Source organism: Streptomyces sp. NBC_01446 (genome assembly GCF_026340095.1).
GTDB lineage: Bacteria > Actinomycetota > Actinomycetes > Streptomycetales > Streptomycetaceae > Streptomyces > Streptomyces aureus.
On the sequence record NZ_JAPEPO010000001.1, the window covers coordinates 7815434 to 7838298 of the forward strand.

General features: G+C 70.9%; 16 protein-coding genes and 2 pseudogenes. 8 read left to right on the forward strand and 10 right to left on the reverse strand.

Annotated features, from left to right (window positions below; genetic code table 11):
* The first annotated feature begins 660 nt into the window (after positions 1 to 660).
* Genes OG456_RS35330 through OG456_RS35340 form a run of 3 tightly spaced genes read left to right on the forward strand, consistent with a single transcriptional unit; the run spans position 661 to position 3585 of the window.
* Positions 661 to 879 (forward strand): ferredoxin, encoded by a 219-nt coding sequence (locus OG456_RS35330; protein WP_266568229.1) that lies wholly within the window; start codon positions 661 to 663, stop codon positions 877 to 879.
* The gene (locus OG456_RS35335; RefSeq protein WP_266568230.1) at positions 876 to 2276 is read left to right on the forward strand and encodes an NAD(P)/FAD-dependent oxidoreductase; all 1401 of its coding nucleotides are present in this window, start codon (positions 876 to 878) and stop codon (positions 2274 to 2276) included. Before OG456_RS35330 ends, OG456_RS35335 begins: the two co-directional genes overlap by 4 nt.
* A gap of 58 nt (positions 2277 to 2334) precedes the next feature.
* On the forward strand, positions 2335 to 3585 hold the full coding sequence (locus OG456_RS35340) for a cytochrome P450 (protein ID WP_266568232.1): 1251 nt from the start codon (positions 2335 to 2337) through the stop codon (positions 3583 to 3585).
* A gap of 162 nt (positions 3586 to 3747) precedes the next feature.
* Here the strand turns inward: OG456_RS35340 and OG456_RS35345 are convergent.
* From OG456_RS35345 to OG456_RS35355, 3 genes and pseudogenes are all read right to left on the reverse strand, one after another.
* Positions 3748 to 3953: pseudogene (locus OG456_RS35345) on the reverse strand (ferredoxin).
* A 122-nt stretch (positions 3954 to 4075) separates the two neighbouring features.
* Positions 4076 to 5899: a glycoside hydrolase family 15 protein gene (locus OG456_RS35350; protein WP_266568234.1), complete on the reverse strand. Its 1824-nt coding sequence runs from the start codon at positions 5897 to 5899 to the stop codon at positions 4076 to 4078.
* A 58-nt stretch (positions 5900 to 5957) separates the two neighbouring features.
* On the reverse strand, positions 5958 to 6092 hold the full coding sequence (locus OG456_RS35355) for a hypothetical protein (protein ID WP_266568236.1): 135 nt from the start codon (positions 6090 to 6092) through the stop codon (positions 5958 to 5960).
* Positions 6093 to 6472: 380 nt separating this feature from the next.
* Between OG456_RS35355 and OG456_RS35360 the strand changes: the two are divergent.
* Positions 6473 to 6679 (forward strand): annotated as a pseudogene (locus tag OG456_RS35360) (integrase core domain-containing protein); the annotation flags it as partial.
* Between the two features lie 240 nt (positions 6680 to 6919).
* Here OG456_RS35360 and OG456_RS35365 read toward each other — a convergent pair.
* Both OG456_RS35365 and mptB read right to left on the reverse strand, forming a co-directional pair.
* Complete coding sequence (locus OG456_RS35365; RefSeq protein ID WP_266568238.1) at positions 6920 to 7618, reverse strand: SDR family oxidoreductase; 699 nt, start codon at positions 7616 to 7618, stop codon at positions 6920 to 6922.
* 66 nt (positions 7619 to 7684) lie between these two features.
* A complete protein-coding gene (gene mptB / locus OG456_RS35370; protein ID WP_323136378.1) occupies positions 7685 to 9148 on the reverse strand; it encodes a polyprenol phosphomannose-dependent alpha 1,6 mannosyltransferase MptB in 1464 nt (487 codons plus the stop codon).
* Positions 9149 to 9379: 231 nt separating this feature from the next.
* Between mptB and OG456_RS35375 the strand changes: the two genes are divergently transcribed.
* The 4 genes from OG456_RS35375 to OG456_RS35390 all read left to right on the forward strand — a co-directional run bounded on the left by OG456_RS35375 (position 9380) and on the right by OG456_RS35390 (position 15826).
* Entirely contained in the window at positions 9380 to 10864 is a 1485-nt protein-coding gene (locus tag OG456_RS35375; protein WP_266568240.1) for an MFS transporter, read from the forward strand.
* 83 nt (positions 10865 to 10947) lie between these two features.
* Complete coding sequence (locus OG456_RS35380; protein WP_266568242.1) at positions 10948 to 11925, forward strand: oxygenase MpaB family protein; 978 nt, start codon at positions 10948 to 10950, stop codon at positions 11923 to 11925.
* Entirely contained in the window at positions 11898 to 14156 is a 2259-nt protein-coding gene (locus OG456_RS35385; protein ID WP_266568244.1) for a serine/threonine-protein kinase, read from the forward strand. Before OG456_RS35380 ends, OG456_RS35385 begins: the two co-directional genes overlap by 28 nt.
* Positions 14157 to 14275: 119 nt before the next feature.
* On the forward strand, positions 14276 to 15826 hold the full coding sequence (locus OG456_RS35390) for an NAD(P)/FAD-dependent oxidoreductase (protein WP_266568246.1): 1551 nt from the start codon (positions 14276 to 14278) through the stop codon (positions 15824 to 15826).
* Positions 15827 to 15831: 5 nt separating this feature from the next.
* On the opposite strand, the gene OG456_RS35395 is transcribed toward OG456_RS35390, so the two are convergent.
* From OG456_RS35395 to OG456_RS35415, 5 genes are read right to left on the reverse strand one after another with little or no spacing between them, the layout of a single operon-like run.
* Positions 15832 to 16806 (reverse strand): acetylxylan esterase, encoded by a 975-nt coding sequence (locus OG456_RS35395; protein WP_323136379.1) that lies wholly within the window; start codon positions 16804 to 16806, stop codon positions 15832 to 15834.
* Between the two features lie 2 nt (positions 16807 to 16808).
* Positions 16809 to 19178 (reverse strand): polysaccharide lyase 8 family protein, encoded by a 2370-nt coding sequence (locus OG456_RS35400; RefSeq protein ID WP_266568248.1) that lies wholly within the window; start codon positions 19176 to 19178, stop codon positions 16809 to 16811.
* Positions 19179 to 19237: 59 nt separating this feature from the next.
* Positions 19238 to 20311 carry a right-handed parallel beta-helix repeat-containing protein gene (locus OG456_RS35405; RefSeq protein WP_266568250.1) on the reverse strand — a complete coding sequence of 358 codons (1074 nt, stop codon included), beginning with the start codon at positions 20309 to 20311 and terminating at the stop codon, positions 19238 to 19240.
* On the reverse strand, positions 20308 to 20928 hold the full coding sequence (locus tag OG456_RS35410) for a DUF624 domain-containing protein (RefSeq protein ID WP_266568252.1): 621 nt from the start codon (positions 20926 to 20928) through the stop codon (positions 20308 to 20310). Before OG456_RS35410 ends, OG456_RS35405 begins: the two co-directional genes overlap by 4 nt.
* Before the next feature lies 1 nt (position 20929).
* A complete protein-coding gene (locus OG456_RS35415) occupies positions 20930 to 22858 on the reverse strand; it encodes a DUF4962 domain-containing protein (protein ID WP_266568254.1) in 1929 nt (642 codons plus the stop codon).
* Between the last annotated feature and the right edge of the window lie 7 nt (positions 22859 to 22865).

Here is a 22865-nt window from a genome sequence, read left to right on the forward strand (position 1 = left end):
GCATGGTCGGTGTAGACGAAGGCGTCCTCGACGCACACCCCGAGCAGGACGGTGCAGCCGAGGAACTCGCTCAACTCGGCCAGGATCTGGTGATCGAGAGACAACGCGGTGGGCTTGTTCGCGCGCGGCGAGGATGAACGTCGGCAGATCAAGAAGGGTGCTGCCAGAGTGAGTTGGCGAGGCCGCTGCCGCTGTCGGAGAGCCCGCCGGTGGTATGCGGGCCGCCGTTGCCGTCGGCCTGCGCCATGGTCACTGCACCGTTACCGCGAACGCCGCCCGTTGTGGGCTGGAGTACTCGGCACGGCGCATATTTTCCCTGGCTGCGGGTTTGCGACCATGAAATATGGAGCGAATAATCCCCCTTATGGGGGATTGTCTAGGTACACCTTGATCTTGATGCCGACGCCATCGGATGTTGACCGCGACCCCTGGGCCGTGACGCCCATCGACAGTGAGCACCACCGCGAAGAAACGCCGTGGCGAACACGACCGACCCATGCGGGCGCTCAACCGGTCGGCTGCCTCGGCTGGGCGACGGGCGCGCAGTCCAGCGGGGTCGTCTGACGGAAGGCCCTGATAACCGCCGCGTAGCCGAATGACCGCGTCGGTGGTTGTTGATGGCCGCTGTGGGGCGGGAGACAGAACGGAAGGAGTCTGCCCATGCGGATCGTCGTGGACCTGAATCGATGCCAGGGATACGCACAGTGCGTGTATTTGGCGCACGAGGTCTTCAGATTGACCGGCCAGGAGGCGCTGACCTACGAGCCGAACCCCGATGACGAGCGGCGCCTGCAGGTGGAGCGAGCCGCTGCGGCGTGTCCGGTGCAGGCGATCGTGATCGACCGCTTGGACGGCGCGGAGGGAAGCGAGACGTCATGACCGTGTCGGCAACGGTCGCGGAGCTGGTGCGCGAGTTCAGGGCCAACGGCCGGATCGTCATCGTCGGTGCGTCCCTGGCCGGACTGCGGGCCGCCGAAGCCCTGCGTGCGGAGGGCTTCACCGGGTCTCTGACCATCATCGGGGACGAACCGTACGAGCCCTACGACCGTCCGCCGCTGTCCAAGCAGGTGCTCAAAGGATGGGTGCCGGCCGACCACACCAAGCTGCCCCGCCTGCGAGAAGTGAACGCGCAGTGGCGGCTCGGGGTGGCCGCCACCGGGTTGGACCGGGCCGCCAAGCAGGTGCGTCTGGCCGACGGCGAGCAGGTCCCGTACGACCGGTTGCTGATCGCCACGGGGACCCGCGCGCGACAGTGGCCGAACCCGACCGAGGCCGCTCTGGACGGGGTGTACACGCTGCGCTCGCGTGATGACGCGATGCGCCTGCAACAGGCACTGGCGGCGCGGCCGTCGCGGGTCCTGATCATCGGTGCCGGGTTCATCGGCTCGGAGATGGCCTCGGTCTGCCGGGAACTCGACATCCCGGTGACCGTCGCCGAGCGGGGCTCGGCGCCGCTGGTCGGCGCGCTCGGCGGGGTGATCGGCGAGATCGCCGCGGAGATGCAGCGCGACCACGGCGTGGACCTGCACTGCGGGCTGGGCGTGTCGTCACTGGAGGGCGACTCCGGCGGACACGTGCGGCGTGCTCATCTCTCGGACGGAACCACCATCGACGCCGACGTGGTGGTGGCCTCGCTGGGGTCGATCCGCAACGTGGAATGGCTGGAGGGCGCCGGGCTGGCGTCCGGCTTCTGGGGCGTCGGCTGCGACGGCGGCGGTCGCGCCTTCGACATCAACGGCGTGGTGACCGACAGCATCTACGTGGCAGGGGACGTGGCGCGAGCGCCCCACGTGCTGTACGAGTACCAGTTCCTCGCGATGGAGCACTGGGACAATGCCGTTCTCGGCGCCCAGGTCGTGGCCCACAACATGGTGAACCTCGAGCCTCACTATCGCCCGCATCTGTTGCTGCCCAGCTTCTGGTCCGGTCAGTTCGGCGTCAACATCAAGTCCGTCGGCGTGCCGCCCTTCGGCGACGAGATCGTCTTCACACAGGGGTCCGTCAAGGAGCGCCACTTCGCCGCCGCCTACGGTCGCCGCGGCCGCATCGTCGCCGCCGTCACCTTCGATCACGGCAAGTGGCTGGAGTACTACGGGAAGCTGATCGAGCACTCGGCTCCGTTCCCGCCTCCGCCGCCGGGCTGGGACCAGCCCCCCGAGATGAAGCCGATCCCGGCCGAGTTCCCTGCGCCGGGCGTCCCGACGGCGATACCCGACGTCGTCCTGACCGGCCACGACCCGAGCGAGCGCAGGGCGGAGTTCCGGCCCCGGCGCTGAGGCGGCCCTCGCGACCAAGCGTCCAACCGGACAGCACGACAGGAAGGTGGGGAGCCTCATGGCCGAGGAAACGCCCTGGCAGCAGTCCCTCCGCTACGCCAACCGCGCCAATCCGTATCCCTTCTACGAAGAGCTGCGCAAGACCCCGGTGGCGCGGCAACCGGACGGATCGTATGTCGTCAGCACCTACCGAGAGATCGTCGCGCTGCTCCACGACAACCGGGTCAGCTCGGATCCCACGCTGCTTCCCGCCCCGACCCCGGCCGAGGGCGAGCCGATCACGGAGACCATCATCTCTTTGGAGCCGAACATCATCACCCAGGACCCGCCGGAGCACGACCGAGATCGCCGCATGATGACGCCGCATTTCGTCGGGCCGCCCCATGCGCCCCACATGATCTCTGACCTGGAGCCCGAGATCCGGCGCCTCACCGCCGACCTCCTGGACAACATGCAGGGCAAGACCCGGATCGATGTGGTCGACGACTTCGCCTTCCCCCTGCCCGTGACCATCATCTGCGAGGTCCTGGGCGTGCCACTGGAAGACATACCGCGCTTCCACGGCTGGATCGAGGCGGCCCTGGACGCTCTGGATTTCGGCCCGGAGGCGGCATCCGAGGAGATACAGAGCCGGCGAGCGGGGGGCCGCCGGGCCGTGGAGGAGTTCGAGCAGTACACCGGCGAGCTCCTAGATCGGTACGCCAGGCAGCCCGGCCCCGGCATGCTCTCGGCGCTGGTGCACGAGGACGGCCAGGAGGGGCGCATGTCCAAGAACGTGCTCGTCAGCAATGCCCTGCTCCTGATCTTCGCCGGGCATGAAACCACGGTCAATCTGATCGCCCACAGCGTGCTCAGCCTGCTGAGGCACCCCGACGCGCTCGAGAAGCTGCGCCGCCGGCCCGAGCTGATCGTGCCCGGGGTCGAGGAACTGCTGCGCTTGGAGTCGTCGGTCCAGCTCTGGCACACCCGCTCCGCCCGCGAGGAGATCGAGATCGCGGGCACCACCATCCCGAAGGGCGCGCAGATATTCCTGGCGTACGGCTCGGCGAACCGGGACCCGGAACGGTTCGCGAACCCCGATGAGCTCGACCTGGAACGCCCCGACAACCAGCATGTCGGCTTCAGCCAGGGCATCCACTACTGCTTCGGCGCTCCGCTCGCGCGGCTCGAGGTACAGGTCGCGGTTGGCGAGTTCGTCCGCCGCGTGGAGAACCCGCGGCTCGTCGAGGACCCGCCGCCGTATCGCCACAACCAGATTTTCCGCGGCCCGCGCCATGTCCTGGTCGACATCGACGGGATCCGCGACTGACTGAGCGTGCGTAAAGGATCGCTATGCACCTGCTTGGACAGCGGCGGTCGGTCATAGGGCGGTAGGGCTCACATTCGACCTCGGCCAGTGAGCCGGTGAAGCCCCGCGGCGCTCAACCCGGCCGGCGACGCGCCGACGACAACGATACGGCCGTCCTCGAGATCACCGGGCACCGCCGCTCACCTCCTCACCGAGGTGGACCGTCTGCACGGGGCACGCCGGCGCGGCCTGGGGCACGCGCTCCACCCGGTCGTCGGCGACGGTCGTGGCGTACGGTAACCCCTCCTCCCCGTGCATGGCACCTCCGGCGCGAGGAACACGAACTGGGCGTAGCCCTGGCAGCGAGTGAGGTCCACAACGGTCCCCATCCCCACCACTCCCTCCGTTGTCTCACCCCTCATTTCCAGCATGGGGGCAGACCTGGACGCCTGCGCGGCCACGGCTGCAAGGACGAAGGCCGGGTGCGGCTTCCTCCAAGGGAGGGCAGCGGTCAGCCCAGGGCGCGGTCGAGGTTGAAGGCAGCGCTGATGAGGGCGAGGTGGGTGAATGCCTGCGGAAAATTGCCCAGTTGCTCGCCGGTGTGGCTGATTTCCTCGGCGTAGAGGCCGAGGTGGTTGGCGTAGGTGAGCATCTTCTCGAAGGCCAGGCGGGCTTCGTCCAGGCGTCCGGCGCGGGTGAGCGCCTCGACGTACCAGAAGGAGCAGATGGAGAAGGTGCCCTCGTCGCCTTCGAGGCCGTCCGGGCTGGCAGCTGGGTCGTAGCGCCAGATCAGGGAGTCGGAGACCAGTTCGTTGCCGAGGGCATCGAGGGTCGACAGCCACACCGGGTCGCGGGGTGCGATGAACCTGGTCAGCGGCATCATCAACACCGCCGCGTCCAGCACGTCGCCGCCCTCGTATTGGACGAAGGCCTGGCGGGCGGGCGACCAGCCCTTGTCCATGATCCGCCTATAGATCGTGTCCCGCACCGGACCCCAGCGGGCGAGATTGGCGGGAAGGCCGCGGTGCACGGCGATGCGGATGGCGCGGTCGATGGCCACCCAGCACATGAGCCGGGAGTAGAGGAACTTCTTGCGCCCGCCGCGGGTCTCCCACACGCCCTCGTCCGGCTGGTCCCAGTGCTCGCAGACCCAGTCCACCAGGACGCACACCCCGCGCCAGTGGCCGCTCGTCAGGGGCTGAGACCACATGTCGTAGAGGTACACGGAGTCGATCAGGGCGCCGTAGATGTCGAGCTGCAGTTGGGTGGCGGCGTCGTTGCCGATCCGCACGGGCGCCGAGCCCCGGTAGCCCTCCAGGTGGGGCAGCTCGCATTCGGGCAGCTCGGAGCGACCATCGATGCCGTACATGATCTGCAGTGGCCCGGACGCTCCGTTCTCACGCTGGTCGATGTGCTCAGTGAGGAAGTCCATGAACGCCTCGGCCTCGTGGTAGAAGCCGAGCCTGAGCAGCGCGTAGAGGGCGAATGCGGAGTCGCGCACCCACGCGTAGCGGTAGTCCCAGTTGCGGCCGCCGCCGATCTGCTCGGGCAGGCTGGTGGTGGGGGCTGCCACGATCGCGCCCGTGGGCACGTAGGTGAGCAGTTTGAGGGTGAGGGCGGAGCGGTGCACCATCTCCCGCCATCGGCCGCGGTAGCAGGACTGCTGCAGCCAGCGCCGCCAGAAGGCGACCGTGGAGGTGAACGCCCGGTCGGCCTCAGCGAGCGGGCAGATGCGCGGTGGAGTCTCGCCGCTGACCCGGTCGAGGGCGAAGACCGCGATCTGCCCCTGAGAGAGTTCGAACTCCGTCCACACGTCCTTCTCATCGCACTTCATGGGCACCGTGGCGGTCAGTGTCAGTGACAGTGCATCGGAGGCGAACAGGGCAGCATGATCCAGCATGCGCACGGTGTGCGAGTGGGCGCCGTAGCCGAACCGGGGGGCCACCCGGGCCCGGAACGGGATCGTTCCGCGGACGCACACCACCCGCCGGATCAGCCTGTGGCGGTCGGCTTCGCCGACGTCCTCCACAGGCATGAAGTCCTGGATCTCTCCCAGTCCGTCCTCGGTGAAGAACCGGGTGATCAGCACATTGGTGTCCGGGAAGTAGAACTGTTTGGTGGCGGCCGGCACGGCGGGGGACAACTCGAACGCCCCGCCCCGGGTGGCGTCCAGGATGGCCGCGAACACGCTCGGGGAGTCGAAGGAGGGGCAGCAGTACCAGTCGATGGTCCCGTTGGTACCCACCAGGGCCGCTGTGCGCAGATCCCCGATCAAGCCGTGCTCAGCGATCGGCAGGTACGGGGCTGACGTGTGCTGTGTCTCTGCTCCGGACATCGCAGCAGCCTCCCTTTTGATCCTGCCTCTACTGTGGTCCTTCCCGATCGCAGGGGCATCAGAGCGGCCCGGCGGCGGCCTCGAGCAGCCGGACAAGCGGTGGTCTGCCCTCCGACGAGGTGCCGATGTGCCTGGGCAGGTGACTGACCAGGCACGTGGCGTCGCCGCACACCGCCGTTTTGACGGCTTTCATCGCTGCACCAGCTTTACAGGTTTCTGCCATGGCTTCCTCCTGAGGAAGCCTGAGCTGAGGGCATGACCGTCGTGTCGGGGCTCTCGGAGATCCGGCGGAGAGCCTGATGACCAATCGCTCGGATGACCGGACAGATAGGGGAGTCGCGCAGGCATCGCGTCGGGGGCTTCAGCGTGATGGGGGGCTTCAGGGAGTTGTTTTCCGGCCGGGAGCTCGCGCTTCCGCAGGCGCGCGTCAGGCGGCGAAAGTACTGACGGGCACCCGCGCAACACGTCGACGTCCCTGGCGACCGTTATGACGGCGCAACGCTGCTGCTTCACTCGTCCACAAGCGGCGGATCCCCGCCGAGTCCGGCGACGCCAGCGCCGGCATTCCGACCGGACAACGCCGCCGCGGAGAGTCTGAACGCGACCATGAAGCGCGAGACGCTCCAGGGCCGCAAGCGGTGGAACCGGGCCAGCGAGGCCCGTCTCGCAGTCTTCCGCTGGGCGACCCGCTACAACACCCGCCGACGGCACTCCCGCCTCGGCCAGATCAGCCCGATCACCTACGAACAGCGATCAACTACGCTGGCCACCGCCGCATGACAACCGGTGTCCACGATCACGGGGATCTTCACTCCGATTGCTGAAGCCAGTTGGCATCAGCGCAGGTTGCGAACGTGGCCTAGTGTCAACTACCGATCCTGGTCACAGGTGCCGCGTCCGCCGCTGATGCCCCTCGACCGACCCGGGTATCGGCTGTGACACGTACGGGGTCCGGCCCCCACCGCGTGGGACGTGGCGGGGGCCAAGGCGCCTTCCCGTAAGGGCGTTGGGAGCCCGGCGTCAGCCCACCTGCCCGGCCGGCCGCATCGTGATGTGGTTGATGTCCACGCCCGCGGGCTGGTTGACGACGAAGACGATCGTGTCCGCGATGTGCTCGGCGGTCATCACCGGCGCCGCTTCGGGGGTACCGCCGCGCTTGTCCCAGAACGGCGTGTCCACCACCCCGGGGGCGACGACGGTCACGCCGACCCCGTCCTTGCCGACCAGCAGTCGGGTGTTCTCGGCCAGCGCGTGCGCGGCCCACTTGGTGACCGAGTACAGGTTTCCGGGCGTGTTGCGCACCCCGGCGACCGAACCGATGATCACGATCCGGCCCTTGGACTCCCTGAGGTGCGGCAGCGTCTCCCGCACCAGCAGGGCCGGGCCCAGGACGTTGGTGAGGACCATGGCGCGCATGTCCTCGGGGGCGTGGCTCTCCAGGTTGCCCGGCAGCGAGAAACCGGCGTTGGCGATGACGTTGTCCAGCCGGCCCCACGCGTCCACCACGTGGCGCACGGCGGACGCGACATCGTGCTCGTCGCTGGTGTCGCCGGTGATCGTCAGCAGCCGCTCGCCCGCTCCGGCCGTAGTGGCGAAGGCGGCCAGCTTCTCCGCGTCACGTCCGGTGACGGCCACGCGGTGGCCCTGCTTGAGCAGGGCGCGGGCGGTGGCGGCGCCGATTCCGGTCGAGCCACCGGTGATCAGCGTGACGGGTTCCATGGGGGCGGCCTCCTCAGTGGTGCGGTCATCGGGGCTCCACCAGGGTACGGAGTCCATGACTGAGCGTCAGGGAAACCGCAAGGGCACCTCTCCGTAACTGGGCCGAGGGGAAGGCTGAAGCCCTGCGTCGCGGGCTCGCTGAGACGTCCACGCCACCCACAGCAGGATCGCCAAGCCCCCTAGGACAACACCGACCACATCCGTGACGGTGGGCCCCCGGCCCGACGGCATCACCATGAGAACCAGAACGACGACCGCTGTCTTGATCCGGGTGTCCGCCAGCGCGCCCCAAGCGACCGTGGCCAGGGGCACCGCCCCCCACAGCAGATACCAGCCCTGCACGGCGGGAGCGCACACCACCAAGGCCAACAGTCCCAGGGCCGCAGCGCGTTCGGCACCGAGGCGAGGAGCGCGCGCCAGGAAGTACAAGGCCCCGCAGAGCCCTGCCAAGGTCCCGAGCGTACGCATCACCGTCACCGGGTCCGGTGTGGTGACCCAGCCGGCCTCGGTCCCGATCCACCTCAGCAACCGGCCGACGTCCGTGGTCACCGACATCGGCGTGTACGAGTGGGTCGGTGTGCGGATCGTGTCGAGCCAACCCCAGCCCAGCCCGCAGAGCGCCACCGTCAGCACCAGCGTCCCGACGGCCGCGAGGAGGATCCCCGCCGCGCGGCCCAGACGTCGCCACCAGCCCGTCTGTCCGGCTACCGCCACCAGGGCGGCGCACCCCAGGGCCACCGCGGCCGGGGCCTTCACCAACGCGGCGCACGTCAGCACGACAACGCCCAGCACCCATCGTCCGGACCGGCACGCCACAAGACCGGCCATCATCAAGCCGAGCATCAGCGCCTCGTTGTGCGCCCCGCCCACCAGATGGGCCAGCACCAGCGGATTCAGCGGCGCCGCCCACCAGGCCCCTGAGCCGTCGCCGCCCGCCCGCGTCGCGAGCCACTGAACCGACCAGGCCAGCAGGGCGAGCCCGGCGAGCGCGGCCACCCGATGGAGTACGACGGCGGCGACCACATGGTGTTCGCCGGTCACGAAGACCACGGCCCGGCTCACCAGAACGGACAGGGGTCCGTACGGAGCCGGGGCGTCCTGCCACACCTCCGGGACGTTCGCGGCGAGCGGCCCGCCGAGTGCGGAGGGGCCCATGTCGTAGACGTTCCAGGAGCGCCCGGCCAGTGCGCCCTGGGCCACGTAGCTGTAGATGTCCATGCTGAACAGCGACGGCGCCGGAAGCAGAGGCAGCGCCCAGCCGCCCAGCGTGAGCCACTGCCACCGTTTGCTCATCACCGCACCGGCCCGCAGCAGCGTGCCCAACTTCCACCAGGACCACAGCAGCAGACCGAGTCCCGCATACGCCGCTGTCGCGCCGATCACCGCGAGCGCGGGCCCCGGGGCTCCCCAGATCCCGTCCGGTACGCCCCGCGGCAGAGCGCCGGCGCCCCAGGCGCCTGATGAGAGCAGCACGGAACCCCACATGCCGCGTTGTGCCCAGACCCGTGTATCGATTTCCGCCGCTCTCATTCGGTCGAAGGTAGAACGCTTTGCGGATCACCGCACCCAGCTCCGCCCCAATGGACGGCGAACGCAGGATGTCGCCTGCGCCCGCGGCCGGTCGGGACCACGTCCACAGCTTGGATCATGCGACGCGACGGAGTCCACCAGGATGACCAGGATGTGGACGTGCGCACGGGCGAATTCCGGACGGTGCATACGATCCGACGGTACGTCCCCGCACCACACCGGAAGGCGCTCGTGAGCTCCACCTCCCCCCTGTCCACCAGCACATCTCCGGTGACGCCGTCGGGCACGGTGCTGATCCGCTCCGCGGCCGACGTCTCCGATCTGGTCAACTCGGGTGCGGCGCGCGGCCGCCACGCCAAGATGATCGTGATCATCGCGCTCGGCGGCATCTTCCTCGACGCCTACGACCTGAGTTCCCTGGCCTACGGGCTGCCCGACATCACGAAGCAGTTCGGCCTCAGCTCCACTATGGCCGGCACGGTCACCGCCTCGATCAGCGTCGGTTCGCTCCTCGGCGCTCTCGTCGGCGGCTGGCTGGTGGACCGCATCGGCCGCTACCGCGTCTTCATGGCGAACATGCTCTTCTTCGTCGCCACCGCGCTGGTGTGCGCTCTCGCGCAGGACGTGTGGACGCTGATCGCCGCACGCTTCGTGATGGGCATCGGCGTCGGCATGGACATCCCCGTCGCGATCGCGTTCCTCGCCGAGTTCTCCCGGCTGCACGGCAAGGGCAGCAAGGGCTCCCGCACGGCCGCCTGGTCACCCGCCTGGTACACCGCGACCAGCGGCTGCTACCTCGTGATCATGCTGCTGTACTTCCTCCTGCCGGACGCCCAGTTGGGCTGGCTGTGGCGGTTCACCGTCGGCTTCGGCGCGGTGCCCGCGCTGCTGGTACTGCTGCTGCGCCGGCGGTACATGAACGAGTCCCCGACGTGGGCCGCCGACCAGGGCGACCTGGAAGGCGCGGCGAAGATCCTGCGCCAGTCGTACGGCGTGGACGCGCGCGTCGCCGACGACGCGCCCAAGGCGGCGTCCCGTCCGCCCCGGACCGGCCTGGGCGCGTACGCACGGCTCTTCACCCCTCCGTACCGCACGCGCACCATCCAGTCGGTGGCGGTCGGTCTGGCGGAGACCTTCGGCTACAACGCGGTCGCGTTCGGGCTGCCGATCATCATCGCCACGCTGATGACGCAGGGCCCGCTCACCACGATCGCGTCCTCCTTCGCCCTGAACCTCGTCTTCGCCCTGACCGGTGGGCTGCTCGGCATCCGCTGGGCGTCGACCCGAGGCGCCTGGCCGATGATGACCCTGGGATTCGCGATCCAGCTCGTCGCCATCACGGTGCTCGCCCTCATCGGGGATCCGTCCGGGACGGCCGTCGTGACGGCGGGCATCCTGATGCTCGGCGCGTTCATGTTCGCCCAGGGCTTCGGCCCCGGCGCGCACATCATGAGCTACGCCTCGCTGGGCTTTCCGACGTCGATGCGCGGCGTCAGCATCGGCTTCAACCAGGCCGTGCTGCGCCTCGGTTCGACGCTGACCCTGTTCTTCTTCCCCATCCTCAGCACCGGTCTCGGCACCCACGTCTACTGGGTCATCCTCGCCGCCCCCGTCCTCGGTCTGATCGCTCTGCTTTCGAAGCGCTGGGAGCCGATCGGCTTCGACGCGGACGCGGAGGAGCGGACGCGGTCCGAGAAGGCGGCAGCCAAGGCCTGAACCCCCGGGGCGAGCGCGTCAACTCACCGGTAGCGTGGTGCTGACGCGTCAAGTGGAGATCCTTGATCGCGCCGGGACCGCTGATGCGAGGGAGAGGCGGCGACGTGGTGGGCACAGGGACGGAAGAGTGGCCGGGCGATCCCGGGCTTTTCGGGCCCGGATCGGTGACCTGGCAGGTGCACGCGGATCCCATGATGTGGGTTGCCGGTGTGCGTGCGCTCTACTTTCAGGCGCTCCTTCCGCGGGCCGTGCGCGGCGTCATGCAGAACTCGGACTTCCGCAAGGACGCCTGGGGGAGGCTGATGCGGACGGCCGGTTTCGTCGGTACGACCACGTACGGGACCACTGAGGCCGCCGAGCGTGCCGGTGCCCGGGTGCGGAAGATCCACCGTCATCTCAAGGTCACCGACCCCGACACCGGTGAGCGGTACGGGGTCGACGAGCCGGAACTGCTCCTGTGGGTGCACTGCGCCGAGATCGACTCCTACCTCCACGTCGCGCGCCGCTCCGGGTTCCGGCTCACGGACGCGCAGGCCGACCAGTACATCGCCGAACACCGCACGAGCGCCCGGCTGGTCGGCCTCGACCCCGCCGACGTGCCCGGCGACCAGGCCCGACTCGCCGCGTACTTCGAGAGGATGAGGCCCCTGCTCGCCGCCGGTCCGGAGGCCAGGGACGTCGACGACTTCCTGCGCAGGCCACCCGTCCACCCGCTGCTGATCCCGGCGCGCGCGACACTCTGGATGCGCGTGTCGCAGCTCGCGTACGCCTCTCTGCCGCCGTACGCCCACGAGCTGTACGGCAGGCCGGCCCCGACACCGGCCGCCGTGACCCGAGGGCTGCGGTTCACCGGCACCGTCCTGCGCTGCGTTCCCGCACGTGTGCGCTGGCAACTCCCGCCGAAACACATCCTGCGCGCCATGTCACGACTCGGCCCCGGCAGCCGTCCGGCACCGTACAAAATCGGGAGTCGGACGGCCATACTGGACAGGCCGGGGAGGGCGCAGCGAGGCGACGGGGGCGACAGCGCGAGATGCCGGAGTCGGGGGAGACCAGGCTGATCCAGGGCCGGTACCGGCTGCTCGATCTCATCGGGCGGGGCGGTATGGGCGAAGTGTGGCGCGCCAGGGACGAGTCGCTCGGACGCAGAGTCGCGGTCAAGTGCCTCAAACCGATGGGGCCGCAGCACGACCAGTCCTTCACCCGTGTCCTGCGGGAGCGCTTCCGCAGGGAGGCCCGCGTGGCGGCCGGCCTTCAGCACCGCGGGGTGACCGTCGTCCACGACTTCGGTGAGCACGACGGCGGGCTGTACCTCGTGATGGAGCTCCTGGAGGGCAAGAACCTCAGCCAGCTCCTGGAGGACAACAAGCAGCACCCGCTACCCGTCGCGGACATCGTCGAGATCGCCGGCCAGGTCTCGGCCGCGCTCGCCTACACGCATGAACAGGGCATCGTCCACCGCGACTTGAAGCCCGCGAACATCATGCGACTCACCGACGGCACGGTGAAGATCTGCGACTTCGGCATCGCGCGCCTCGGCCACGACATCGGCTTCACCGCTCGCCTCACCGGCACCGGCATCGCGATGGGCACCCCGCACTACATGTCCCCCGAGCAGATCGGCGGCGACCACGTCGACCGGCGCAGCGACCTGTACTCGTTCGGCTGCGTGCTCTACGAGATCGCGACCGGAGCGCCACCGTTCGACCTGGAGGATCCCTGGGCCGTCCTCGTCGGGCACCGCGACACCGTGCCCGAACCACCGCGCACGCACCGGGCCGAGCTCCCCGGCTTCCTGGACCGGATCATCCTCGACCTGCTCGCGAAGGACCCGGACGAGCGGCCGCGGGACGCCCGTGAACTGGCCCGCCGGATCGATGACGGCCGTTTCCCGTCCGGATACGTGCCGGCGGGGACGACAACCCCCGTACGCCACACTGTGGTTGAGCCGCAGCAGCCGGTGTCCCGTGAGCCGCGCCTGCCGTCCTGGACGCGCGGCATGACGACCGGCCACAAGGCGGCCGGGCCGCCCTTCCTGCGCGGCACGCCACCCGACGCGGGGGCGGGGCTTGCCGGAGAGTGGATCGCGCGCCCCGAGCCGCGGCGCGGTGAGCAGCCCGTGCGCACGGAACGCCCCACGCCCGCACCGGAGGTGGTCGCCCACCTCGCCGCCCGGCACCACGCGGGCCTGAGCCTCGGCCGGCTCGGCCGCTGGGAGGAGGCCGGCGAGGTGCACCGCGCCGTCGCGGCCGAGCGCGAGCACGCGCTCGGCCCGGACCACCCCGACACACTCGCCAGCCGCTACGAGGTCGCCTTCACACTCAGCCGCACCGGCCGCCCCGCCGACGCCCTGCGCGAGTACCGCCGCGTCACCGAGGGCTGTGAGCGTGTCCACGGCCCCGAGCACCCCGAAACTCTCGGCGCCCGGCAGGAAATGGCGTACGTCCTCGGCCAGTTGGGGCGGCACTTCGACGCGCACCAGGTGTACACGTCGGTGCTCGCCACGCGTGAACGGGCCATGGGGCCCGACCATCCGGACACCCTGCGCTGCCGCCACAACCTCGCCTACAACCTCAGTCGGCTCGGGCGCCTGGAGGACTCGTACCGTATGGCGTGCGAGGTCGCGTCGGCGCGAGCCCGCGTACTCGGCGCCAGTCATCCGGACACGCTCGTCACGCGGTGCGAAGTCGCCTATGCCCTGGGCCAGTTGGGACGCTGGACGGAGGCCCTGCGCACCTACCACGAGGTGGCGCAGGCCCGCGAACAGGCGCTCGGCCCCGATCATCCGGACACGCTCGCCGCGCGCTACGAGGTGGGCATCAGCCTCGGCCGGCTCGGTCGCAGCGCCGAGGCCCTGGCCCTCTACCGCGACCTCATCGACGACCGTACGCGCGTGAGCGGCCCGGCCCACCCAGAGACCCTGCGCGCCCGCCACGGCCTCGGCGTCAACCTGGGGCGGATGAGCCGCTGGGAGGAAGCGCTCGCCGAGGCCCGCGACGTCTGCGCGATCCGCGCCCGGGTCCTCGGCCCCGACCATCCCGACACGCTGGTCAGCCGCCGCGAGGTGGCCGTCGGTCTCGGCTGGCTCGGCCGGTGGGCCGACGCGCTCGCCGAGTACCGGCGGGTCGCCGCGGCCCGCGAACAGGTCCTCGGCCCCGACCACCCGGACACCCTCGCCAGCCGCAACGACGAGGCGCACTGCCTGGAACAGCTCGGGCGCGGCACGGAGGCGGTCGAGCTGTACCGGCGGGTGGCGGCCCTGCGCCAGCAACGGGCGTCCGGCGGACACTGAGGGCTGCGCGGGGGCGGCTGCCCGCGCGCGTGGCCCGAGATCCTCGTCGCCCCGCCGTCCGCCCCGCCATCCCGAACCGAGGTCTGGCCCGGCATGATCGGATCGTGTTACCAAGAGGGATGCCAGCACACGAGCACTACGACGTCGTCATCGTCGGCGGAGGCCACAACGGCCTCGTCGCCGCCGCCTACCTCGCCCGGGCCGGACGTTCCGTCCTGGTTCTCGAGCGGCTCGGCACCACCGGCGGTGCCGCCGTCTCGACCCGGCCCTTCGCCGGGGTCGACGCGCGACTGTCGCGGTACTCGTACCTGGTCAGCCTGCTGCCCCACAAGATCGTCGACGATCTCGGGCTCGACTTCGCCGTGCGCGGCCGCACCGTGTCCTCGTACACCCCGACCGAGCGCGACGGGCGGGCCACCGGGTTGCTCGTCGGCGGTGGTGAGGAGCGCACCCGCGCCTCCTTCGAGCGGCTCACGGGCGGCGGGCGCGAGTACGCCGCGTGGACCGACTTCTACGAGACGACCCGCCGCGTCGCCGAGCGGGTCTTCCCCACCCTCACCGAGCCGCTCCCGGACCGGGACGCGCTGCGCCGGCGGGTCGACGACGACGCGGCCTGGCGGATGCTCTTCGAGGAGCCGATCGGCACGGCCGTCGAGGAGCGCTTCACGGACGACCTGGTGCGCGGCGTCGTCCTCACCGACGCCCTGATCGGCACGTTCGCCGACGCCCACGACGCGTCCCTCCAGCAGAACCGCTGCTTCCTCTACCACGTGATCGGCAACGGAACCGGGGACTGGGACGTGCCCGTCGGCGGCATGGGCGCCCTCACCGATGCCCTCGCCGACGCCGCCCGCGCGGCCGGCGCCGAACTCGTCACCGGGCACGAGGTGACCCGCGTGGAGACCGACGGGCGCCACGCCGAGGTGACGTACGAGTCGCAGAGCGGCACGGGCCGCGTGGGCGCCGGGCACGTGCTGGTCAACGCGTCCCCGCAGGCCCTCGCCGCACTCGTCGGCGACGAGCCGCCGGCTCCGGCCGAGGGCGCGCAGCTCAAGGTCAACATGCTCCTGACCCGGCTGCCGAAGCTGCGGGACACGTCCGTCGACCCGCGCGAGGCGTTCGCCGGCACGTTCCATGTCGCCGAGGGCTACGAGCAGTTGGCGACCGCGTACGGACAGGCGGCCGCCGGTTCACTGCCCGCGGCGCCCCCGTCGGAGATCTACTGTCACTCGCTGACCGACCCGACCATCCTCGCCCCGGACCTCGTCGCGCGCGGCTACCAGACCCTCACCCTGTTCGGCCTGCACACTCCCGCCCGGCTCTTCGCGGGCGACAACGACGCCGCCCGCGCCGAGCTCCTGAAGGCCACCCTCGCCCAGCTCGACGCGCAGCTCGCCGAGCCGATCGAGGACTGCCTCGCCCTGGACGCCGACGGCCGGCCGTGCATCGAGGCGAAGACCCCGCTCGACCTGGAGCGGGACCTGCGCCTGCCCGGCGGCAACATCTTCCACCGCGACCTGTCGTTCCCGTACTCCCAGGAGGGGACGGGCCGATGGGGCGTCGAGACCGCGCACGCCAACGTCCTGCTGTGCGGGGCGGGCGCCGTGCGCGGCGGCGGGGTCAGCGGGATCCCCGGGCACAACGCGGCGATGGCGGTCCTCGGCCACTGAGGTGATCAGCCGCGCAGGGCGCCGCGCAGCGCGGCGATCTTGCGCGGCAGGTCGTACTCGGCTCCTCCCTCGTGACCGTTGTACGGGAACACCTCGATCTCGGCGGGCCCCGCGTAGCGGTGGTAGGCGGCGAACACGGTGGACGACGGGCAGATCTTGTCCATCAGGCCGACCGAGAACCAGGCGGGGCAGGTGGCGCGCGCCGCGAAGTTGACGCCGTCGACGTACGACAGTGTCTCCATCGCGGTCTCGACGCTGAAGCGGTGGCCCGACAGCCAGCGCGCGATCTCCGCGTAGGGCCCGTTGTCCGTGATCTGCGAGGCGCGCCGGAAGTGGCACAGGAACGGCACGTCCGCGACGGCCGCGGACAGGTCGTCACGCAGTCCCGCGACGGCCAGGGCGAGCCCGCCGCCCTGGCTGCCGCCGAGGACGGCGACCCGTGAGGAGTCGACGCGCGGGTGAGCCTTCGCGGCGTCCACGGCCCGGACGGCGTCGGTGATCAGCCGCCGGTAGTAGTGCCGGTGCGGGTCCTCGATGCCCCGGGTGAGGAAGCCGGGCGACGAGGAGCCGTGGCCCTCGGGTGCGATGTCGGGGGTGTCGGCGGTGTTCTTGCCGCCGCCGCCCTGCCCGCGGTTGTCCATCACGAGGTGGGCGAAGCCGAGCGAGCTCCAGGTCAGCCACGAGTAGGGGATGCCGCGCCCGCCGTTGTAGCCGATGTACTGCACGATCGCGGGCAGCGGCTCCGCGTGACCGCGCGGCAGCAGCAGCCAGGCCTTGACGGGCTGGCCGCCCCAGCCGTTGAACGTCACGTCGTGCACGTCGACCGTGGCGAGGCCCGCGTCGTGCGCCGCGAACCGGGCGTCCAGGGGATGCCGGGCAGCCTCGTCGAGCGTCTTGGTCCAGAACGCGTCGAAGTCGGCGGGTTCCTCGGGCTCGGGACGGTAGTCCAGCAGCCGGTCGAGGGGCATGTCGAACAGCAAGGTCAGCTCCTGGCGAGGGTGAGGGCGAAGGTGGCGCCGTGCGCGCCGGCCGTGTCGACGGTGACGCGTGTCCCGGCGGTGGTGCGCTCGACCCGTACGCCGGTGTCGGCGCGGGCGAGGGTCAGACCGCGCAGCGCGAGGTCGAGCGTGACGCGGTCGCGCAGCTGCGTGGGGTCGCTGACCGCCACGGTCACGGTCTTGCCGTCGGGCCGTACGAGGACGGAGGCGGGACCGTCGGCGGACAGCTCGCCCGCCCGGCTCTCTGCCCAGAAGTTCGCGGCGAGCAGCCCGTCCGCGCCGCGCCGCACGGCGTGCACGGACGCCGTCGTGGCCACGGGGCGCACGGGCGGCGCCAGGGAGAGCCGCCGGGTTCGGTCGGCGGAAGCGCCCGGCGCCTGGAGCCAGCAGTACCCGGCGTCGGCCGGCGCCGTCCCGTGTTCCTGCCACAGCGTCAGATACGGCCGTGTCAGCGGAGTGTCGGTGCCGTACTTGAGGTTGATCTCCCGCCAGGTCGCGGTGCGCTGCTCCCGCAGGGCCTGAACGCGGGTGGGGCGGGGGAAGACGTAGCCGCCGGTGCCGGCGAGGTGCAGCCAGCGGACGTCGGCGAGTTCACCGGATCCGTCGAAGCGGTCGCCGTCGACCGTCAACTGCGCCTGAGGGTCGCGCAGTTTGCGGTTCTCGACGATCGTCTCCGCGTCGCCCGCGTCCGCGCTCACGCCCGACCCCATGTGCACGATCACGTCGTCCAGGCAGAACCAGCTCTTCAGGGCGCGCAGTGAACTGCCGTAGGCCCGCAGGTCCATCCCGTACGAGCCGAGCGTCGTGCCGGGCAGTGCCGTGCCGCCCGCCCAGTCGGCCGTGCTGGTGGTGCGCTGCCCCTCCGCGTCGGCCGGGCGCCCGGTGAGAACGGTGGTGCCGGGCAGGCGCTTCGGGTCGACGGTGGGCCAGTAGTCCTCGCTGTAGTGGCCGAGGTCGTCGTCGTACAGCAGCGTCATGCCGTCGGACAGGTGCCAGCCGTGCAGGTTCTCGTTCTGTATGGACTCGTAGTTGTAGATGCGGGTCGAGTAGGCGGAGACACCGAACGAAAAGGCGGGCCTGTGGTGCACCACCTTGTCCATCCGCGGGTACTGACGGTGCGTCACCAGTCGTCCGCGGGGCGGGACGCCGGAGCCGAGCACCTCGCGGGCGGCCACGAGCGAGGCGAGATCGGTGGCGGAGAGGAAGTCGCGGTAGGTGTCTTCGGTGATCCACTGCCTCAGTAGCGCGGTGAAATGGTCGGTCTCCGCGGCCGGGACGCCGGGCAGCAGGCGCAGCACGGCCTCGATGACCGTCTGCGCGGAGACGTGTCCCTGCTTGCTGGAGCGCGCGATCTCCCGGCCGCAGACCGGCGCGAGCATGTCACCGCGCGCCATCAGCGGATCGAACCCCGCGGTCACCCAGCGCCGCACGTTGGCCACGTCGGGGTCGGTGACATCCCACGGTGTGGCGGCCAGGAGATGGAGAAGGCGGGAGAGGTTGCCGAGGAGTTCCTTGCCGTAACCGCCGTTGTAGGGGTGCTTGTAGTGCTGGAGGAAGGAGCCGTCGGAGTAGAAGCCCTCTCCCGTACCCGCCTGGTCGTCGTTGAAGGCCAGCACGCTGTTCGCGCCGGCCCCCTCCACGTCCGACAGCGCGTCTCGGACGCGGGCGAGCGCGTCGGCGTCGTCGCGGAGCACGGCGTTGACGGCGACGACCGTGCAGATCCACACGCGGTTGGCGCCCGTGGCGATCTGCCGGTCGGCACGCCACAGATTGGGGTCGGGCGTGTAGTGGCGCACCGCGGACGTGACACGCGCGAGCCGGTCCGCGCCCAGGACGTCATGGAGGAGGACCGCCGCGTCGTTGAGGGCGAGCGCGCAGCCGATCTCCCAGTCCCAGTCGTTGTCGAACCGCTCGAAAGCGGGCCCGTAGCGGTGGTCGAGCATCCAGTCCACGCCGCGCAGCAGGAGGTCGGCGGTGGCGGCGTCGGCGTGCTGCGGGGTGCCGGGGACGGCGAAGGCGGTGGCGAGCGTGGCCAGCCGTTTGAAGGAGGTGGTGACGTGGTTGGACACGGAGGTGCTGGTCAGGTCGGGCCAAAGGCCGTCGGTGCGGCCGGGGTCGAGGCCCTGGGCCGCGGAGGTGCCGGCGCGGCCGATCCGGGCGACGGCGGCGGCGATCTGCGGGTCGGCCGGGTCGAGACCGGGGCCACCGGTGAGCAGCCCCTGCCAACGGGCCAGCAGAGAAGCGGCGCCGGGGCTCTCCGAGGCCCGTGCGAACGGCATGGCGACGGGGAGCCCGGTCAGGGCAAGGGCGGCGCCGCCGATCAGGACGGTGCGTCTGGAGGCGTGCGGAGTCATCAGGGGACCTCGCGAAGGGGTGGGAGAAGGTGAGGGAGAAAGAAGGAGGCGGTGAGTGCTCAGGCGGGGCAGGGTCCGGTCGGGTCGTACGCGCTGCCGTAGGTGCCCACGGCGTCGCCGCCCGTGTTGCCGCTCATCTTGTTGGTGCAGACGGGGCCTTGGGGCGTGCGCATGAACTTGATGCCGCCGCCCGCGTTGTTCGTGATCGTGTTGCCGTACACGCTCGTGTCGACGCCGTCGGTCGCGGTGTCACCGCCGAGCCGGATCCCGGCGCCCGTGTTGTCGTGCACGGTGTTGTAGCGGAGGATGTTCCCGCTTCCCCGGGCGTCGAGGCCGGCCGAACTGGAGTCGCGCTGCTGGGAACAGTCGTTGTACTCGACGTAGTTGTTCGTCGAGTTCTCCTTGAGGTCGACGCACTCGTTGCCGCGCGTGGCGATCGTGTTGTGGTCGATGCGGTTGTTGCGGCTCACGTCGGGCGCAGCGTCCGGAGCGGCGTTGTCGCCCTGCTGCTCGGGGGCGGTGCCCAGGTAGATTCCCTCGCCGTTCTTGCCGCCCGCGCCGAAGCGGAAGTCGGCGACGCCGCAGTCGGTGACGGTGTTCCCCGACACCTCGGCGCCCGTCACCAGATAGCGCAGGCGCAGACATTCGTCGGCGGCGTTCTTGAGCGTCATGCCGGTGATGCGCAGCCCACCGACGCCGTTGCCCGGCGTGGTGCTCATGACGTAGACGAGCTTGAGCCGGTAGCCGTCCAGGGACGTCGACGAGCCGTGCAGGCCGTCGACGGTGAAGCCGTCGAGGACGGTGCCGTCGTGCTGAACCTGGATGACACGGGCGTTGCCCGCGCCCTTGACGACCGCGTTCGACGGCCCGGTCAGGGTGACGTTCGCCCTGCGGGTGACGGCGTCCTGCCGGTACGTCCCCGCGGCGAGATGGACGACCGCGCCGGACGGGGCCAGGTCGAGGGCGTGCTGGATCGTGGCGAGGGGAGCGGAAGCGGACGTACCGGCGTTGGCGTCGCTGCCCGAAGGGCCGACGTAGTACGCGCTCGCCGCTGCGGCGGGGTGCGCGGGTATCGCGAGCGGGGCGGCCGCCGTGAGGGCGGCGACGAGCGCGGCACGGACGATGCGGCTCATGCGGGGTTCCTTCCGGTCGGGGACGGATCGGCGAAGGCCAGGGCGAGCAGAACGGGCACGCTCGGCCCCAGGAGCAGCGGGCCGAGCGGGACGACGAGCGAGAGCAGTACGGCGGAGACGGCGGCGCCGAGGAGCGCGGTGCCGCGGGCGGGCGAGCCGAAGGAGAGAGCGAGCGCGCCGCGCGTCCACGATCCGACGGACGCCTTGGGAGCGATGCCCGCGCAGGCCGCGAGCGCGGTGTGATGCACCACCACGGCCGCCGCGATCCCCGCCTGCGCGGCCAGGAGAACGAAGGCGTACGGGCTTGAACTGCCCAGCAGGTAAAGGGTGTTGACCGCGAGCAGTGCGACGACGCCTGTGGAGAGCAGGCCGTGCCGCCACAGCGAGCGCCAGTAGTGCGGAAAGGCCCTGAGCACGCCCGAGAACACGCGGCTGTCGCCGTCCGTGCGCCAGCGCTGGAGGGCCCGGGCGAGGGCGGCGAGGGCGGGCAGCCAGGTCACGACCCCGAGCGCGAGTACCGCGAACGCCGCCCCGGCGGCCGCCGGGTACGCCACGAACTCGAGCCGCCGCAGCAGCCCCCGGTCCGCGAAGCGGCCCGGTGAGAGAGCGGTCGCCACGTCACACACCTCCGGTGAACGGTTCGGGAACGTCGAGGACGACGCGGCCGTCCACCTCCACACGCCGGGCGGCCACCACGTGCAGTGGCCGGCCCTCGCTCATGAGGACCGCCGCCGCGTCGGCCCGCACACCCGCCCCCTCGACGCGCCGCTCCACGGGCGAGAGCAGCACGGTCTCGGACCCGAACGTCACGCCGTGCCCGTGCGCGCACTCCACCGCGCGTGCGGTGACCTGTGCGCCCGGCTCGATCACGGTGAGGAACGTGGCGCGGCGAGCGGCAGGCGTGGTCACCCGCAGCGTGTGCAGCGTCCTGGTGACCGTCAACTCCGGTGTGCTGGATGTGGGGTTGGCCGCCACCTCGGTCACGCCGGACTCCGTGCGGACTTCGTCGGGCGCGAGCCGGGTCACCGTCGCGCGCGCCTCGCCCGCCCGGATCAGCCGCGTACACCCGTCACCTTCGGGGACCGTGGGCTCGTCGGTCTGGAGCAGGAACGTCCACTCGCGGGCGGCGCCCTCCTCGGCCTGCGCCAGGTCGAGCAGCACCAGCCGCCCCGACGGTGTGCACACCAGGGTGCGGTCGAGGCGGTGTACCGCGAGGTGAAGGCCGTACATGGCGCCGATCTCCGCCGTGCCATGCGCCCAGCCACCGCCCGCGAGGACGTCGCGCATGCGGGCCCGGCGCTCATGGGGGATGCCCTCGTAGACGTGATAGCGGTCCTCGTCGGCGAAACCCTGCCCGTCGACGAGCAGGAGATTGTGGTGGGCGGCCCGCTTGCGGTTGCTGTAGCCCTCGTCGACCGCGAGGAACGCGCCCTGCGACAGCAGGACGAACGAGCCCGAATCCGGGTGGTGATGGGCGGCGTTGAGGGTGTCCCAGCCGAGCTCATCCCGGTGTTTCGCCGCCGTCTCCCACGCCTTGTGGCCACCGCCGGGCGAGGCCTTGAACGACACGAACGTCGCGTCGTCGGCCCAGCTCGTGCGGGCCGTGACGAGGCCCAGGTCGGGGAAGTGGGCGTGGGTGTCCGACGCGGCCGGAGGGCGGGCCCCGACAAAGGGGTCGTACCAGAGGTACTCCAGGTAGGCCTCGGGCAGGATTCCCGGCCGCACCCCGCTTTCGGCCGCCTCGCGTCCCAGCAGCTCGCGCCCCACGAGACCGGCGAGCCACTGGGCCTCGCCGATCCCGTAGGCGGCCGCGAGACGGTGGTAGAGCGCGGCGCTGTGCCCGCTGAGCCGGTCGTGGCAGTCGCCGTGTCCCGTCTGTTCGGCGAACCCGGGCGCCGACTGGTGGAGCCGGAAGCGAAACGTGTTCTCCATGAACCCGCCGCGCCCCCACCAGTCGAGACCCTCGCACTCCTGGAGTAGATCGAGGTGGATCGCCAGCCAGGGCACGCCGTAGCGCCAATACACGACGCCCTCGGCGTGCGAGCCGTCCTCGGGGAGCAGGTCGAGGACGCGGCCCAGGTTGTCCTTGGCCCGCTCGGTCCACTCCTCGCGGCCGAGGACGTATCCGGCGGTGGCCAGACCCGCGTAACAGATCCAGTTGTGGTTCTGCCAGTAAGAGGAGGACCACCAGCGGCCCTCCGTGGCCACCGCGAAGTCGTACAGGCGTCGGCCCTGCACCATCAGCTTGTACCGCAGGAGCGTGCGCGTCTCGTCGGACAGGGCGTCGCCCAGCCAGTGGTGGGCCAGGGCGAGATGGTGCAGGAGCCAGCCCGCGTCCAGGTCGTGGTCGGGCATGTGGGCCCTGCCCCAGTGGGCGAAACCCGTCGCCGCCCCGATCCAGCGCTCGGCCTCCGCCAGATGCGCCGGGTCGCCGCTCACGCGGTACGCGAGGGCGGGGTTCGACGCGGCCGGGCCGAGCCAGGTGATCGATGCCTCGGGGTGCCGGCGGGGCGGTGCGAGGGTGCGGTGGCGGACGGCCTCGTCCATGAGCCGC